This is a genomic window from Parabacteroides sp. CT06, from assembly GCF_002257605.1.
GTDB classification, from domain to species: Bacteria; Bacteroidota; Bacteroidia; order Bacteroidales; family Tannerellaceae; genus Parabacteroides; species Parabacteroides distasonis.
Map to the genome: position 1 here is coordinate 5,091,765 of NZ_CP022754.1, position 16,070 is coordinate 5,107,834.

General features: G+C 41.1%; 13 protein-coding genes. 10 read left to right on the forward strand and 3 right to left on the reverse strand.

Features of this window, described 5'->3' with window-relative positions:
- Nucleotides 1-8 precede the first annotated feature (8 nt).
- From nagA to CI960_RS22030, 3 genes are all read right to left on the reverse strand, one after another.
- Complete coding sequence (gene nagA, locus CI960_RS22020) at nucleotides 9-1,184, reverse strand: N-acetylglucosamine-6-phosphate deacetylase (RefSeq protein WP_094582582.1); 1,176 nt, start codon at nucleotides 1,182-1,184, stop codon at nucleotides 9-11.
- 12 nt (nucleotides 1,185-1,196) lie between these two features.
- On the reverse strand, nucleotides 1,197-2,579 hold the full coding sequence (locus tag CI960_RS22025; protein ID WP_094582584.1) for a S41 family peptidase: 1,383 nt from the start codon (nucleotides 2,577-2,579) through the stop codon (nucleotides 1,197-1,199).
- A 74-nt stretch (nucleotides 2,580-2,653) separates the two neighbouring features.
- Nucleotides 2,654-4,339, reverse strand: coding sequence for a Na/Pi cotransporter family protein (locus tag CI960_RS22030; RefSeq protein WP_094582586.1), 1,686 nt, complete (start codon nucleotides 4,337-4,339; stop codon nucleotides 2,654-2,656).
- Between the two features lie 83 nt (nucleotides 4,340-4,422).
- Between CI960_RS22030 and CI960_RS22035 the strand changes: the two genes are divergently transcribed.
- From CI960_RS22035 to CI960_RS22080, 10 genes are all read left to right on the forward strand, one after another.
- Nucleotides 4,423-6,090 (forward strand): nucleoside kinase, encoded by a 1,668-nt coding sequence (locus CI960_RS22035; protein WP_094582588.1) that lies wholly within the window; start codon nucleotides 4,423-4,425, stop codon nucleotides 6,088-6,090.
- Nucleotides 6,091-6,223: 133 nt separating this feature from the next.
- Nucleotides 6,224-7,792: an ATP-binding protein gene (locus tag CI960_RS22040; protein WP_094582590.1), complete on the forward strand. Its 1,569-nt coding sequence runs from the start codon at nucleotides 6,224-6,226 to the stop codon at nucleotides 7,790-7,792.
- A 360-nt stretch (nucleotides 7,793-8,152) separates the two neighbouring features.
- Nucleotides 8,153-9,964, forward strand: a complete 1,812-nt coding sequence (locus CI960_RS22045; RefSeq protein WP_005860079.1) for a tetratricopeptide repeat protein — start codon at nucleotides 8,153-8,155, stop codon at nucleotides 9,962-9,964.
- Between the two features lie 159 nt (nucleotides 9,965-10,123).
- Nucleotides 10,124-10,486 (forward strand): DUF3244 domain-containing protein, encoded by a 363-nt coding sequence (locus CI960_RS22050; protein WP_005860076.1) that lies wholly within the window; start codon nucleotides 10,124-10,126, stop codon nucleotides 10,484-10,486.
- 5 nt (nucleotides 10,487-10,491) lie between these two features.
- A complete protein-coding gene (locus CI960_RS22055) occupies nucleotides 10,492-11,199 on the forward strand; it encodes a glycosyltransferase family 32 protein (protein WP_005860074.1) in 708 nt (235 codons plus the stop codon).
- Between the two features lie 8 nt (nucleotides 11,200-11,207).
- A complete protein-coding gene (locus CI960_RS22060) occupies nucleotides 11,208-11,726 on the forward strand; it encodes a hypothetical protein (protein ID WP_227211346.1) in 519 nt (172 codons plus the stop codon).
- A gap of 10 nt (nucleotides 11,727-11,736) precedes the next feature.
- A complete protein-coding gene (locus CI960_RS22065; protein ID WP_005860070.1) occupies nucleotides 11,737-13,560 on the forward strand; it encodes a hypothetical protein in 1,824 nt (607 codons plus the stop codon).
- Between the two features lies 1 nt (nucleotide 13,561).
- Nucleotides 13,562-14,206, forward strand: coding sequence for a lanthionine synthetase LanC family protein (locus CI960_RS22070; protein WP_005860068.1), 645 nt, complete (start codon nucleotides 13,562-13,564; stop codon nucleotides 14,204-14,206).
- Between the two features lie 33 nt (nucleotides 14,207-14,239).
- On the forward strand, nucleotides 14,240-14,425 hold the full coding sequence (locus CI960_RS22075; protein ID WP_005860066.1) for a TIGR04149 family rSAM-modified RiPP: 186 nt from the start codon (nucleotides 14,240-14,242) through the stop codon (nucleotides 14,423-14,425).
- Nucleotides 14,426-14,632: 207 nt separating this feature from the next.
- A complete protein-coding gene (locus CI960_RS22080) occupies nucleotides 14,633-16,069 on the forward strand; it encodes a radical SAM peptide maturase (RefSeq protein WP_009016696.1) in 1,437 nt (478 codons plus the stop codon).
- Nucleotide 16,070: the final 1 nt, after the last annotated feature.

Genomic DNA, 16,070 nt, shown 5'->3' on the forward strand with positions numbered 1-16,070 from the left:
TGGATTGCTTATTCTTTGGAGAGCTGCTTGCCTTCGACGAAGGTCTCTTGAATCTCTATGTCGTTGTTGAAAAGGATGATATCCGCGTCTTTCCCTGTTTCCAGCGTTCCTTTATGATCCAAGATTCCCATTAAGCGGGCCGGGCTTTCGGAAGCCATACGAACTGCGTCGTGCAATGGAATTTCCGCTTTCTCGACCAGGGTACGGATCAAACGGATTCCGGTAGCTATACTTCCCGCGATAGCGGAGCAATCGGCTAATTTACATACGCCTTCCTCAATAATTACCCGGGGGTCCGGAAAATGTTCCGTACCGTTATCGCAAGCGGCGGCGGCCATTGCGTCCGTGATTAAGGACGTACGTTCTACCCCTTTGATTTGATATACCAACTTTAAGATCGCCGGCGGTACGTGGATACCATCGGCTACGACTTCAACGGTCATGTCTTTCATAAGATAAATACCCTCTACCGTTCCTTCATGTTTATATTCACGGTCTTTATGGACGGAAGTCATGGCATTGTAGAAGTGGGTGGCATGGGTGAATCCGGCCTCGTATGCTTTTTTTACTTGGAGATAATCGGCCGTGGTGTGGGCCAGTGAGACCAACACACCATGAGCTGACGCGTATTTACCGAATTCCAAAGCCCCGTCAAGCTCGGGGGCGGCGCTCCAGCGTTTAATACATTGGGTATCGTTTAGTAATTCCTTATATTCTCGGGGATCGGGCGGGTAGATATAATTAGGGTCTTGTCCGCCTTTCATAGCCATATTCAAATAGTTGCCTTCGAGATGTAATCCCATGATACAGGCGCCCTGTTCCGGGTGTTTCATGATATGCTCGCAAGTCTTGATCGCTTCCCGGAAGGTCTCGATAGGGGCAGCTGCCAATGTAGGATATAAAGTCGTTGTTCCCTGCAAGGCATGTGCTCTTGTGATGGCATAGAACGCTTTGGGGGTAGCTTCGGTGAAATCATGTCCGTTGCCGCCGTGTACATGCGTGTCGATACAGCCGGGGGCCACATAATATCCTTTCGCGTCGATGATCTCCGCATGAGGAATCTCCCGGTTTTGCCCGGTGATCTCCACGATCTTCCCATTCGAGATGATGATTTGGCCGTTCGGAAGGAGGCCCGAAGGAGTTAATACTTTCCCGTTTATGATCTTGAGAAATGAGCTTTCCATATATCTTGTTTTTTAGTCTTTTGGAATCAGTAATAAGTTATCCTTATAGGACAGCGGGGGATTATATTGGATTTCCCGGTTGCCCCTCGGGGTAGCGGATCGTAAGAGCGGTGACTGGCCGGTTATCTCGTAAATAGCTTGTCCTAATAAAGGATCATTCAAATCTCCGAATTCAGCTAGATCACTCTTGAATTCATCAATAGCTACATCGGGATGAAATCCGTCTTCATAATCAGCTTCCCGATCCTTATTATAAATATGGAAAGTGACGGGAGAAAGTATCCAGCCATATTTTTTAGATTCATTGTAGATCGTCATGCCGACGGTTTTGCCAAAAGTCTGTTTACCGATAACCCGAACGTCTAGATAAGATCGTAGCGAGTTAATGATAAGTTCGGAGGCGGAAGCCGTGGTGGAACCTGTCAAAACAAATAGCCGTTGTAGGTTTAAATTTCCTGCCATGACCTCGGTCGTTTTAAGTAAAGGCAAGGTCTCATTTTTATTGGAGTTTTTATCGTTATACTCCATGATACATAAAGGTTCTCCTAAAACGCTTTCACGGACTAATAGCGAAGCCAGTAATTGGGCGCAATTGATAAGTCCACCCCCATTGTAACGTAAATCGAGTACGAACTCATTGATATTACGGCTTTTGAATTTTTCGAAGAGTTGTTGCAAATAGAGATTATAACTCGTGTCGCTATAATCATACTCGTCCGGTCCGGAGGCGAAATGGTTGTACATCAAATAGCCGATTCGCTTATTGCCATATGTGTATACGGAATCTTTTAGGAATGGGGTGTCTTCTACCGTTCGGGATGCGTTCAAGGTGACTGTTCGTGTCGGGACTATTCCTTTGCCATTTCCTTGGACTTCTCCTAGTTGGAGGGATACGCTGCCTCCGCTCCTCAATATATCATAGTCTTGGATAGTACCCCAAGAACCGTTTACGCCAAGTATCCAATCTCCCCGTTTCAACCCGGCCTCTTCGGCGGGTGAATCCTTTAATACATAAAGGACAATGGCTATTTTATAGGTGCTGCCTCCGTCTTTAAGGTTGGATGTAGCGAAATCGAATCCATAGGAGTTGCTCGCGTCATAAATACTCTTTGTTACGGTCGCTTTCTCTAATTGGGAAAAGTAATGATGACCTTCAGAAAGATCTTTCCCGTCTTTATCGGACAACAGGCCCTTGAAGAAGCTCTCCGGATCAAGGCTAAAGTCCAAGGAGCTTTTATCCGGGAACTCGGAATACCAAAGATAATTCTCTCGCATCGTTTGCTCGATCCATTGATTCACTTCGTTGCCGGTTGCCGGAATGTCAATATCTTCTTTCTCGCAAGCGGAGAATGCCAAAAGGCTAAGGATAACGATCGTATAATACTTGTAATTCATAGTGGATTATATTAAAACAGCCCTTTTCTCAATAACGGAAAAGGGCTGTTGATATTGTTGATGACAAATATACGCTATATTTTCTTCTCGATAACCGCTTGAACAACATTTAATACATAATCGCCCAGCTTTTCGCTTTCACTAACCATGTCCATGTAATAAACGCCATCTTGATATTGGTACAGCTTATTGTTGATATCTTCGATATTCCGGCTCTTTAACTGGTTACGATAGTTGTTGATCTCGTTCTCTATATTATAAGAAGGATTGATATCATCATGTACGAGTTCCGGCTTATGCAAAATTACGTTCATGCGATCTAAGGCTCCGGATACCAGCTCGAACATATGATCCAGATGCTTGTTTTGCTCCTCCGTGAATTCGGATTTGAACTCGTTTCTGCGTTTGATACTTCGGGCAAGGTTATTACAAGAGTCCGCTATACTCTCGATTTCCGAGACGGCACGTAGCATGATACGGATTTCTTCCTTACTTTCAGAACTCAAACGGCCTTCCGATACCTCGGTCAAGTAATTCGCGATCTCGATCTCCATGCGGTCGCTGATATTCTCGTATTTCTCGATGCGGCTATAAGTCTTGAGGAAGGTCTCCTCATTCTTCTCGTAGAATAATTCTTTCACCATATTAAACATCCTAGCCGTACGCTCGGCGAATAATGAGATTTCTTTATGAGCTTGTAGGATGGAAAGCTCGGCGGTGGATAACATACCTCCCGTGATATAGCGAAGGCGGTATTCCTCGTCTTCCACCTTGGGCTTGATAAGCGTACATACGGTCTTTTCGATCAAGCTTACGAACCAGATCATAATGAAAGTATTACTGATATTGAATGCAGTGTGGAACGCTGCCAGTTTAAAGGATACCGCTACAGCCGGATCACTGACCTTCATTACATGGGTAACAAACCATGAGACGGCATTCGTGAAAGGGTAGAAGAGCACCAAAACCCACATGACACCGAAAACGTTGAAAACAAGGTGCGCTAACGCGGCTCGTCGTGCTTGTGTGTTTCCGGTTAACGCGGCTAAGTTGGCCGTAATCGTGGTTCCGATATTCTCGCCTAATACCAAAGCGACTCCCAAATGATAATCGATCCAGCCGTTGGCGCACATAATCAATGTAATAGCCATCGTGGCAGCGGAGGCTTGTACGATCATGGTTAAGATCGCTCCGATAAATAAGAACAAGATGATGGAGAAAAATCCCATATCCGTATAATTCTGCACGAAAGCCAGCATTTCCGGATTCGCTCCGAGGTCCGGGGCGTTTGCCTTTAAACTTTGAAGGCCCATGAACAGGAACGCGAAACCAAAAACAAATTCACCAATTGATTTACGAGAGCTTTTTCCTGAGAAGAAGAGTGGGAGAGCGAAAGCTAAAAGGGGAAGGGCAAATGCGGCGATATCGACCTTGAAACCGAGGGCGGAGATAAGCCATGCCGTTACCGTGGTTCCGATGTTGGCACCCATAATGACTCCGATGGATTGGGTCAATGTCAAGAGTCCGGCATTCACGAAACTCACGACCATAACCGTCGTAGCCGATGAGGATTGGATGAGAGCCGTTATTAACACGCCGGTGAGCACACCGGTCACTCTGTTTGTGGTCATCGCGGTTAGTATTCGACGTAAACTGTCACCCGCAAATTTTTGTAACCCTTCACTCATGATCTTCATTCCGTACAAGAACAGCGCCAAGGAGCCGATCAGTCGGAGAAAATCAAAAAAAGAATAGTCCATTTAAATTACGTTTAAGTGGATTGTATATCCGATTAATATTCCTAACTTTAGGGGGCGAATTTACAAATAATAACTGAGATAGTATGTCTGAGACAATAACAATTTACTGCAAAAATAATAATACCTACAAGGATGTACCCATTGGTTCTTCGTTGTTGGACATTTATACGGCGGTTGGCGCTCCGCTTCGGTACAGGCCGATGAACGCGCAAGTGAATAATAAGACGGAAAGCTTGAACTTCCGTTGCTGGCAACCGAAGGATATCGAATTTATCGACTATACTCAATTATCCGGATTGAGAACCTATGTCCGCTCGCTTTGCCATATATTTTCCAAGGCGGTGTATGATATTTGGCCGACGGCGACCTTAAATCTGGAACATCCGGTATCGAAAGGTTACTATTGCGTGATCCATAACGGCAAGAACATCGATCTGGAGACGATCGAGAGGATCAAGAAACGTATGTGGGAGTTGATTGACGCGGATCTTCCTTTCCTCCATAAGAGTGTCCGTACGGTGGATGCCGCCGTATTGTTCAGGGAGCGGGGTATGAATGATAAGGCTCGCTTAATAGAGACGGCGGGATTGCCTTATACCTCTTATTATGAGTTGGAAGGTTATATCAACTTCTTTTATGGCTGTTTAACCCCTTCGACTGGCTATATCCAATTGTTTGACTTGGAACCGTATATGGATGGCGTTTTGCTCCGTATCCCGAAGCAGACCGATCCGATGGAATTGCAGCCTGTCATCAAGCAGGATAAGATGTTCGAGGCTTATAAGGAACACCTTACATTGCAGCGGACTGTCGGCTTAGATAATGTGGGGGATTTGAATTTAGCGATAGAGAAAGGCCGCTCGCAGGATATAATCCTTGTCTCTGAGGCGATGCAGGAAAAACAGGTTGCCAAGATCGCCGAAAAGATCGCTGATGGATATAAAGAGGGTATTCGTATCGTCTTGATCTCCGGCCCTTCTTCTTCGGGAAAGACTACGTTTTGCAAGCGTTTGCAAGTACAATTGACGACTAATCTGCTTCATCCGGTAGGAATTTCCTTGGATGATTATTTCTTGAATCGGGAAGATACACCGAAAGATGAGCATGGCGAGTATGATTTTGAATCTTTGTATGCGCTGGATTTACCTTATTTTAATAAGGATTTGAAGAAGTTGTTATCCGGGGAAGAGATCGAGCTGCCTAGTTTCAATTTTGAGACCGGCCAACGGGTTTTCAAAGGGAAGAAGCTCAAGCTTCGTGAGAACTCGATTTTGGTGATAGAAGGTATTCATGCCTTGAATCCGGAACTGACGGAATTTATCGATGATAAATATAAGTATCGAGTGTATGTCTCGGTCTTGACCTCTATTTCTTTAGATAATCACAACTGGATACCTACGACGGACAATCGCCTGCTGCGCCGTATTATCCGGGATTACCGCTTCAGGGGATATTCGGCGGAAGATACGATCAACCGTTGGCCGAGTGTTCGCCGGGGGGAGGATAAATGGATCTTCCCGTATCAAGAGAACGCGGACGCTATGTTTAATAGCGCCATGTTGTATGAGTTGGCCGCTTTGCGCAAATTTGCGGAACCGATCCTCGCACAAGTGCCGGAGAGTAGTAAGGCGAACGCGGAGGCGTATCGTTTGCTCCGTTTCCTCCGCTACTTTAATTACATCCCTACGGAGGAACTTCCCGGAACTTCCTTGCTCCGTGAATTCTTGGGGGGAGGGAGCTTCAAGTACTAGGTAGAATCAGACTCTATAAAGCCTTTAAAAAAAGACGTACGTGTTTTTCCGAAAACATGTACGTCTTTTTTTGAAAACATGTACGTGTTTTTTTCATATCTTTGTCTATGAGTCACATTAAACACAAGACGATATGAACCAGACTATTTACCCCATCGGCATACAGAACTTTGAGAAGATCCGCAAGGACGGCTATCTCTACATTGATAAGACCGCCTTGATCTATCAATTGGTGAAAACAGGAAGCTACTATTTCCTCAGCCGCCCGCGTCGATTCGGGAAGAGTCTGCTGCTATCCACGCTGGAGGCCTATTTCCAAGGGAAAAAGGAGCTGTTCGAGGGACTGGCCATGGAGAAGCTGGAGAAAGAGTGGACCAAGTATCCGATCTTGCATTTCGACTTGAATATCTCCCACTACGACGCCCCTGACAGCTTGTATAAGATATTAAATGATACCTTGTCCAGATATGAGGAGGAGTATGGGACACGGCCTACCGAGGAGACCCTGCCCCTCCGCTTCGCCGGAATCATCGACCGGGCCTACCGCAAAACCGGACAGCGGGCCGTGATCCTGATCGACGAGTACGACAAGCCCTTGCTACAGAACTTGCACGACGAAGAGATGCAAAACCGGTTCCGGAACATGCTCAAACCCTTCTACGGTGTGTTGAAGACTATGGACAGGGCTATACGCTTCGCCCTACTGACCGGCGTGACCAAGTTCGGGAAGGTAAGCGTCTTCAGCGACCTCAACAATCTGGACGATATATCCATGCGGGAGCCTTACGCCGCCATTTGCGGCATCACGGAAACGGAGCTGCGTACGCATTTCGATGAGGACATCCATACGTTGGCCTCTGCCCTTGAGCGGACATACGAGGAGGCCCGATCCTTGCTACGGAAACGGTACGACGGCTATCATTTCGTGGCCGGGGGACCGGGCATTTATAACCCTTTCAGCCTGCTGAATACCTTCAAGTATATGCGGCTCAGCGATTATTGGTTCGAGACGGGCACGCCCACTTACTTGGTGGAGTTGCTGAAACGAACGAATTACGACCTGTACGACATGGCCAACACCGAGACCGACGCCGACGTGTTGAACAGCATCGACTCCGCTTCGAACAATCCCATCCCCGTCATCTACCAAAGCGGATACCTCACGATCAAGGATTACGAGCCGGAATTCAAGATCTATCGCTTAGGTTTCCCCAACCAAGAGGTAGAGGAGGGTTTCATGAAATACTTACTGCCGTTCTATACGAACATTCAAGCCTCGAAGTCTCCTTTCGAGATAGGCCGCTTTGTGAGAGAGGTACGGGCAGGAGACTACGACGCCTTCTTCCACCGCCTACAAAGCTTCTTCGCCGATACCTCTTACGAGGCGATTATTGGCCGGAACCCGGAACGGGACACGGAGCTGCATTACCGCAACGTGCTCTTCATCGTCTTCAAGCTGGTCGGACTGTACACGCAAGTGGAATACCACACCTCGAATGGACGCATCGACCTCGTCCTACAAACCGACCGCTACGTCTATATTATGGAGTTCAAGCTGAACGGAACCGCAGAGGAGGCTCTGCGGCAGATCGAGGAGAAAGGTTATGCCCTACCCTTCGCCGGAGACGACCGGGAGGTCTTAAAGATCGGCGCGAATTTCTCCTCCGAGACCCGGAATATCGAGAGGTGGCTGGTAGAGTGAAAAAGTCCTATTTTTATCCATATATACTTACTTGGCCAACGCAGTATATATTCTATGCCCGGAGAAGATATACTTCATCGGCAAAGTAAGTATATCTTCTCTGGGAAAAGGCTTCTCAAGTGAATAACTGATCACTTCCCAAGCCGTTAACTGACGGCTACCCCTACTCGTTAGTTATTCACTTGACAAGCCGTTAGTTATTCACTTGTCAAGCCATAAACGGATGACTTGCTTCTAGTGTAACCGTCTGTTATTCAATATGTTTTAATGGTAATAAAAATAGATCCAAAAAGTCGGGATTTCCAGCCAAGATATTCTCGTCTTTTTGTATTATTTTTACCCTCAACAAATAACACGCAAATGAAGAAAAACATTGTTTTCCTGTTAATTCTAATACCTATTATATGGATCTCTTGCGATGGGATGGGGCATCAAACCATAGACTTCCGGAAAGTAGAGAACCTTATGCCTCAACATCCGGATAGCGCGTTAATGCTCCTTGAACAAATAGAGAACAAAGAAAACCTATCCCGAAAAGATAAGGCACATTATTCTTTGCTGCTGACGGAAGCGGAAGACAAGACGTACGTTACGCATACCACCGACTCCCTGATCTCGATCGCCGCAGATTATTACGAGAAAACAGACGACTTGGGAAGAAAAGCGAAAGCTTGGTATTATAAAGGAAGAATCAATCAAGACTTGGGGCACCCGCTAAAAGCGCAGGAATATTACCTCAAAGCTCTTCGGGATGAGGAAAAGATAGAGGATCATGCCTTGCTTGGTAGGATCCATAATCATATAGGTATGCTCTATGCCTACCAGAAGGTTTATGAGAAGGCATTGCCTTTCCAGAAAAAAGCGGTGGAGAATTTTCATCTAATAAATGACAGTACAGGACAGGTGTTCGCATTGCGGGACTTAGGGCGTACCTTCTTGATGCTGGGCCTTCAAGACAGCTCCATTATTTGCAACCAAAAAGCGATCGCTTTAATGAGGAAGAGAATTATTCCTTCGGTTTATACGGAATTAGCAGGTCTCTATATAGACAGACAACGCATGGAGGAAGCACATGGATTATTGCGGACATCTTTACAAAACGTAGCAAAACCACAAGCCAAATATCCCGTATATCTAGTGCTTGGGGAACTTTATAAGAAAAGCGGTCAAATCGACTCGGCTCGCTTTTACTTACAAGCCTGTATAAATTCTGCACCTTTACCCGAGACACGTGCCGGAGGACTTTTCCATTTGAAAGAAATAGCCTTGGAGAAAGGGCAATGGGAACAAGCGGCGTTATTATCTAAGCAATACGAATTATTAAAAGATTCTATAGAGCAAGGAAAGAATGCTGAATCCATCCGGAACGTACAAGCGTTCTATTCATATAACGAAATCGAACAGGATTTATGGGAGGCACGGCTTTACGCCTCTAAACAGAAGTCCTTTTATTCTTTACTCATAACGGCTTGCCTGTTTTTATTAACAGTAGCCCTACTGCGTTTCATCCATTACAGGCGAGAACGAAAAAACCTGTTACAACGGTTAAAAGCCAATGAGGAACAAATTCAAAGAAATGAGCAGACCCTGAAAAATATATCTGACGTAAAGGATAGCCTACAGAACGAAATCCAAATTTACAAAACGACAGAGCGACAACTTTCCAAGGAAAAAGATGAGCAACTAAAGCGGACAAACGAGGAGATTAGGCAAAAAATCATGCAATTAGAGAAATTGTCTCATACCAAAGATGAATTAGAGAAAAATTTGCTCACCCTTCGGAGTGAGAACTCAAACTTAAAGAAACGGGAACAAGCAAGAGAAGAAGAGCGGAAAAAAATAGAGGAATCAGAGCGACTGCAAAACGAACGCCTATATGATAAATTCCGTTCCCCCGCTGGCTGGGAACCCACGGATACGGATTGGCATAAACTTTTCATCTCGGTGGACAAACTTTACCCAAAGATGGTGACCACCTTGCAAAAATCCACCTCCTTAAACGAATCGGAGAGGAAAATCTGTTATCTAAGTAAAATAGGAGTAAAACCCGGGGCGATCGAAATCTTGCTGGGTAAGGGAAACGTATCCGTTTATCGAAAAAGATTGTATGAGAAGCTCACCAAGAAGGAAGGAGCAGCGAAGGATTTTGATAAATATATATCTGATATATAATAATTTATGCAGGATTTAAAATTAATAAAAACGAACAAAAATGAACAATGCGAAAAAATATTTTTTCGCATTGTTCATTTTTGTTCATTCGCTTATTGTTTTTTTACTGATATTTCGTAAACGATTAAAATACAACCAGTAATTAAACAATATTAGAGCATGAAAACAAATTTGTTGACCTTCTGTATCTTTTTAGGTTCTTTTTTCTCCATTTCATTGGCGTACGGGGATGACATTCCTACACAAGGAAGATGGGATGATGAGGATTATCGTTCCATCACGGCGTTGCCACCCACATTGTCCATAGATAACAATATACTGAGCATAGAGTTCAAGGATGCTCTGGATAACCTGACAATTCATATTACGGATGAGAATAGTAATATAATATATGAGAATACATTTTCCGGTGCGATGGGCGATATAATCGACATTCCAGTGAACGGGATGCGAACAGGGACATATCAAGTTATCCTGACCCATAAGTTAGGATGGCTAGTGGGTGAATTTGAAAATCAATAAACCGTATGGCAATCCCTAAAATCATACATCAAGTCTGGGAGGGGCGTACAGAACCATGTATGCCCACCCGCTTACAAATCTTGGCAAGAACTTGGCGAGAGCAGAATCCAGATTGGGAATATCACCTTTGGAACGGAGAGGAAATGGATGAGTTGGTAGAAAAACATTTTCCGGAGTATCTTTCCATGTATAGAAGTTTTCCATACAATGTACAACGTTGGGACACGATTCGCTATATGATATTATATGTATATGGGGGAGTCTATACGGATTTGGATACGGAATGTTTTAAGCCTATCGAGCCATTATTAGAAGACGTGATGATAGGATTTGGCGAAGAGCCCCCGGAGCATAATTTCAACTCAAGTATGTCCACCCTAATAGGAAATGCATTTATGGTTTCTGAGCCAAGATGCGGAGGATGGATAGACATTTTAAAAGAAATTACTGATGCAATGTTACGGGACTATCCAGCACAAAAGGTGATGCATACAACAGGCCCATTGATGATATCACGGATATTTAATACCTTGAAGAAAAGATACAAGGTTACTCTTTTCCCTTATTCAAAAGTAACGCCTGTGACGAAAGATGACATGGGTTCATATATCTATCAGGGAGAGACCGCCTCATTCCATGAAAAAATAAAGGAAGCATATTGTTCTCATTATTTTTTTGGTAGCTGGGGTACGAATTTTTCATTTTACAATTAATGAACGATATGAAAGAGTTATTCATTCAATACAAAGGCATACTAAAAGACCTACTCCGTTACGGGGTACTGAAAACAGAGGCTCTAGAGCATACCGGATTGTATAACGGTAAGCTAGGCATGACTATCCTATTTTATGAATACAGTCGTTATAGTGGAGATGCTTTATATGAACAATTCGCGGACGAGATATTAGAATCTATAATGGAGCTTCCGGATGATTTATCTCTTGATTTGTCAGATGGATTATGTGGCATTGGATGGGGAATCACCTATCTATTAAGAGAACGTTTTATTACCGGTGAGATCAAAGATGTATTATCGGATATAGATATAAAGATACAAGAAACAGAAATTTTGAATGACGATACACTAAAAGATTATCATACATATTTAATGTTTAGAAAAGAGTACATAGGAGAAGATGCACAAAGAGATTTGCCATATAGTCCTTATAAAGAGAGCTATATACAGAAAAAAATTTGGGAAACTTGTTTTTCTCAAAATCAATTAGAAATGAATCAATAATTTAATTACCATGAGCTCTAAGCAACAGGACTATACCGAATACACTGTCGATTTATCACAATTGACAAAAGAACGCCCTTTAGGGGTAACGGGTATATTGCGCTGCCAAAACAGCGCGGATTTCCTAGACGCTTGCATAGAGTCCTGTATTGAAGGATTAGATGAGCTGATTGCGGTATATCACAATTGTACAGATGAGACAGCTAATATACTTAAAAGAAAACAGAGCAAATACCCCTACAAGATCAAAATCTTTGAATACCAACCCTATATCTATCCTATAGATTTAACGGATGAACAATTCCAAGAGACCATGAATCTGCCGAAGGATTCAATTCATCTCCTTTCCGGATACACGAATTATGCGATTTCAAAAGTAACATATCGCTATGCGATCAAGATAGATTCAGATCAGCTATTTTTTTCCGAATCATTCAAAAAATATTGTGATGCCTACCGCACCGAGCAAAAAGTCCGGATCAACCCTTTGGAACAAATTGCTTATAAGCTATATACATCTTACCTGCATAATTTTAAAAAGGACAAAAGTCCAAAAAGAAAATGGCAAGACTGGTTAGCGATAAAGATGGTTCCTTTCTATTTTTCCTATTTGAAAAAAAGAATCAAGCAAGATAAAATATTGGTATCCCTCTCTGGTATCAATGTGTTACAAAAAAACGGAGAATGGCTTACTTTTTTAGGAGACGAAAAGATAGACACAACCTACCGGGACATTCTATGCCCATTCAACGGAGTGCGAGATCTTTTCTTTTTCGAGGTCTCTGAAGAAATGACCTACCAAGCTTGTTATTTGCCAAAAGCTCCCGGCTACAATCAAGTTCTGGAAGTAATGTTTCACAATAAAAAGCTATTTGATGGTGGTCTGATATGGTTTCATTTACGTCCATGTCTTCAAAAGCACACTGAAACTTATCAATATTGGTATGAAAAAGCGGAGGATCGGTTCATTCCTGTAGAGAAATTCAAGAAATGTAATTATTCAAAGCTGAAAAGAAGGAAAAATTTATTCATACGTTCACGCTTTGAATCCATGTTTTCTTATTTCTATTCTGCGCAACGTCATTCAATTCCTTGGCGCACATTGGAAAATTGGAGACAAGAGGAGTCTCAAGAAAAGATGAGTTCGCTGGATTTGGGAAAATACAAAATCGAGTTTGATACAATCATACAAGAATATATAAGAACAGCTATTCAAGAATATGAGGTCCGGGATACCCTAAGACTCATGCTTGGCAACCATTCCATAAAAAACGCATTGTTCGTATATATACTGTCTTTCATTTCGAAAGAACAAATGGATTATATACGTTCCCGTATCGCCGGAAAATCTATCGAGGAATCTATTCACAACATCTCTAATTTCTTGAATCATTTTGAATGGATAGAAAAGAAAAGGAATACCACAAATAACTTTAATATAGATAATCATCTTTGGACAAAGCTTTTATCTCCATATAAAAGATGTTGCTTGGTTTACCTAGTGGACAAGGAAGAATTGGCTCATATATCGACTTTTTTACAAAAAGAAGAGATTCCAATTCTATTATTATCTGAATATGAGATTCCAGATGATACAGAACTACCGGAAACAGTTACAGCTGTACAAGTTGAATTTTCCGAACAAAAGGTATTTGAGAATGATAGCATTGAACAAAATTTTCCTAGACTGTTCTTATACGCAAATACGTTTGAGACGATTTTACGAATCTTAAACCCAAGTAAGGTTGTTTGTTTGACATCAAGCAAAACTTATCAAAAAGAATTATTGCTAGGCTTTGCAAAAGATTTAAATACTAAAATTGAGTGTTGGTAAGATGAATACAGAAAAAGACATATTATTACGAAGAATAGCGAATCATCTGATTTTGCATTCAATCGACATAGAGGATATTGGTTTATTCCATGGAAAGATGGGAGTTGTGCTATTCTTTGCGCACTACGCAAGATATACAGACTCAGCTATATATGATGACTTTGCAGGGGAACTGCTCGAAGAAATCTGCGAGAATATTCCAGAGACATTGCCTATAAATCTGGAGACTGGATTATGTGGAATCGGCTGGGGAATCGAATATCTAATTCAAAATGGGTTCATGGAAGGGGATTCCAATGAAATCCTTACAGAAATCGATAAAAAAGTCATGGAGCGGGATTTACGAAGAATAAAAGATCTTAGTTTGGAGACAGGACTAATGGGAATATCTAGTTATATAAATATACGAATTAACAACGCAGATATAACAGCAATTCATACAAATTTCGATGATCTATTTTTATTAGAATGGAATCTTATTTGTAATAATAAGATAATATTGGATAAAAAACAAGCTATATTGCAAATTATAGGATCATTTCCCAAAAATGAGGATATCCATTCATGGGAATTTGGTCTACATCAAGGAAGTTCAGGATATGGACTTAGATGGATATTAGAAGAAACACCAGTCTATTCTGGCTAATTTCATATTTATAAACAATTTAAATTTATCGTTATGAAACAAGTACGTAAATTGAAACTTTCTCAACTCAGCAAAAATGAGTTAGAAAAAAAAGAGCTAAAAAAACTCAAAGGCGGTGGATGCTGCATTTGCGGAGGTGGAGGCGGCTCAGCTAATGCTAGCGCAAATCATTCAGGAGATCTTTATTCTCCGGGTGGTGGATATGGATGGGGTTACTAACCTTTTCTGAAGTAAGATAAGATTTTTCTGTTATAAGATGTATCTTATAGCGGATATCTGTCACTTTAAAGAACTTCTTATTTCTTTAATAAGAAATAAGAAGTTCTTACTTCCACTAAGATAGATATTGAATGTCAATTAACTATTATACCAATTTCAATATGTGCGAAATGCTAGTGATATCAAAAGCTAATTAAATAATAAATTATGATACAACCAGTTATATCAAAATCCGGATATACATATATTTATAGTTCATATATAAATAGCATATTATTGTCTCCCTCTGAAAATGAATATGTTGATATAGATATGGACAAGAATGCATATGAATATTATAAACAAAAAGATTTCTTCTTGAGAGAGAATAATTTTTTCGAGAAAAAAATCCCCAATATGGAGATTGAATATGATACCTCTTGTATAGAATCAGAGTTAGCAAACCTAAATCAATTACTTATTGAGGTAACGGATGAATGTAATTTATCTTGCAAATACTGTAGTTATGGAGACTTATATTCAAATCAAGATGAACGCAATAGAGGCAAACAAGAATTTAATAATGTTAAAATTCTAATTGACTATTTAATATCACTATGGAAATCATATCGTAATATATCATTCAATAATACCATAAACATAGGATTTTTTGGAGGAGAACCTTTAGTCAATATGATATTAATTGAAAAAATAATTAACTACTTAAATGCAGTGAAGATAAAGGGGATAACATTTGTATATAATTTAACGACAAATGCGATATTATTGCCTAAATATATGAATTATCTTGTCGAGAATGATGTGCATTTATTGATAAGCATTGATGGATCCAAACAGAATAATATATATCGGGTAAAAAAGGAAGGGAAAGAGTCTTTCGATATTGTATTTGCTAATATCAAAAAATTAAAAGATAATCATCCTAATTATTTTGATTCCAATGTAAATTTCAACTCTGTATTGCACGATAAAAACTCTGTTGATCAAATTTATAGCTACATAAAGACTAACTTTGACAAAACACCTTATATATCTGAATTGAATAGAAATGGAATTGCTGAAGACAAGAAAGAAGAATTTAATAGAATGTTTCATTCTAAAGAAGACAGCATAAAGCAAGCGGTAAACTGTGGAAGTAGCTATTTGAAGGAGATTGCAGATGATTCCCATATTGTGCAATTAGATATTTTCATGCAATCGTATTTTGGCAATACTTACAAAACCATCCCAGACCTATTTTTCCAAGATAAAGATATCAAATATTTTCCAACAAGCACCTGTGTACCTTTTTCTAAAAAGATATTTTTGACAGTACAAGGGAAAATATTACCTTGCGAGAAGGTTGGACAACAGTATCCGCTAGGCTATGTGAGAGATGGTAAAATAAATTTGGATAGCAAGGAAGTTAAACAACTGTATTTGAAACTTTATACTCCTATAGTTGATAAATGCAAAAAATGCTTGTTGTGGAAAAATTGTGAGATCTGCGTGTTTTATTTACCCAAAGATGAGGAAGGTCAAACCGTATGTCCTTATTATCTTGGAAATGAAGATGTCAATCGATATTTTTCCACCTACATATACGCTTTAGAAAAGCATCCTGATTTATTAGATAGAATAGAAAACGAAATATTAATAGATTGAA

Coding starts and splice junctions, on each gene's coding strand:
- CI960_RS22080 (WP_009016696.1), top strand. CDS start 14,633: ATGATACAACCAGTTATATCAAAATCCGGATATACATATATTTATAGT.
- CI960_RS22055 (WP_005860074.1), top strand. CDS start 10,492: ATGGCAATCCCTAAAATCATACATCAAGTCTGGGAGGGGCGTACAGAA.
- nagA (WP_094582582.1), bottom strand. CDS start 1,184: ATGGAAAGCTCATTTCTCAAGATCATAAACGGGAAAGTATTAACTCCT.
- CI960_RS22070 (WP_005860068.1), top strand. CDS start 13,562: ATGAATACAGAAAAAGACATATTATTACGAAGAATAGCGAATCATCTG.
- CI960_RS22060 (WP_227211346.1), top strand. CDS start 11,208: ATGAAAGAGTTATTCATTCAATACAAAGGCATACTAAAAGACCTACTC.
- CI960_RS22040 (WP_094582590.1), top strand. CDS start 6,224: ATGAACCAGACTATTTACCCCATCGGCATACAGAACTTTGAGAAGATC.
- CI960_RS22050 (WP_005860076.1), top strand. CDS start 10,124: ATGAAAACAAATTTGTTGACCTTCTGTATCTTTTTAGGTTCTTTTTTC.
- CI960_RS22030 (WP_094582586.1), bottom strand. CDS start 4,339: ATGGACTATTCTTTTTTTGATTTTCTCCGACTGATCGGCTCCTTGGCG.
- CI960_RS22025 (WP_094582584.1), bottom strand. CDS start 2,579: ATGAATTACAAGTATTATACGATCGTTATCCTTAGCCTTTTGGCATTC.
- CI960_RS22045 (WP_005860079.1), top strand. CDS start 8,153: ATGAAGAAAAACATTGTTTTCCTGTTAATTCTAATACCTATTATATGG.
- CI960_RS22065 (WP_005860070.1), top strand. CDS start 11,737: ATGAGCTCTAAGCAACAGGACTATACCGAATACACTGTCGATTTATCA.
- CI960_RS22035 (WP_094582588.1), top strand. CDS start 4,423: ATGTCTGAGACAATAACAATTTACTGCAAAAATAATAATACCTACAAG.
- CI960_RS22075 (WP_005860066.1), top strand. CDS start 14,240: ATGAAACAAGTACGTAAATTGAAACTTTCTCAACTCAGCAAAAATGAG.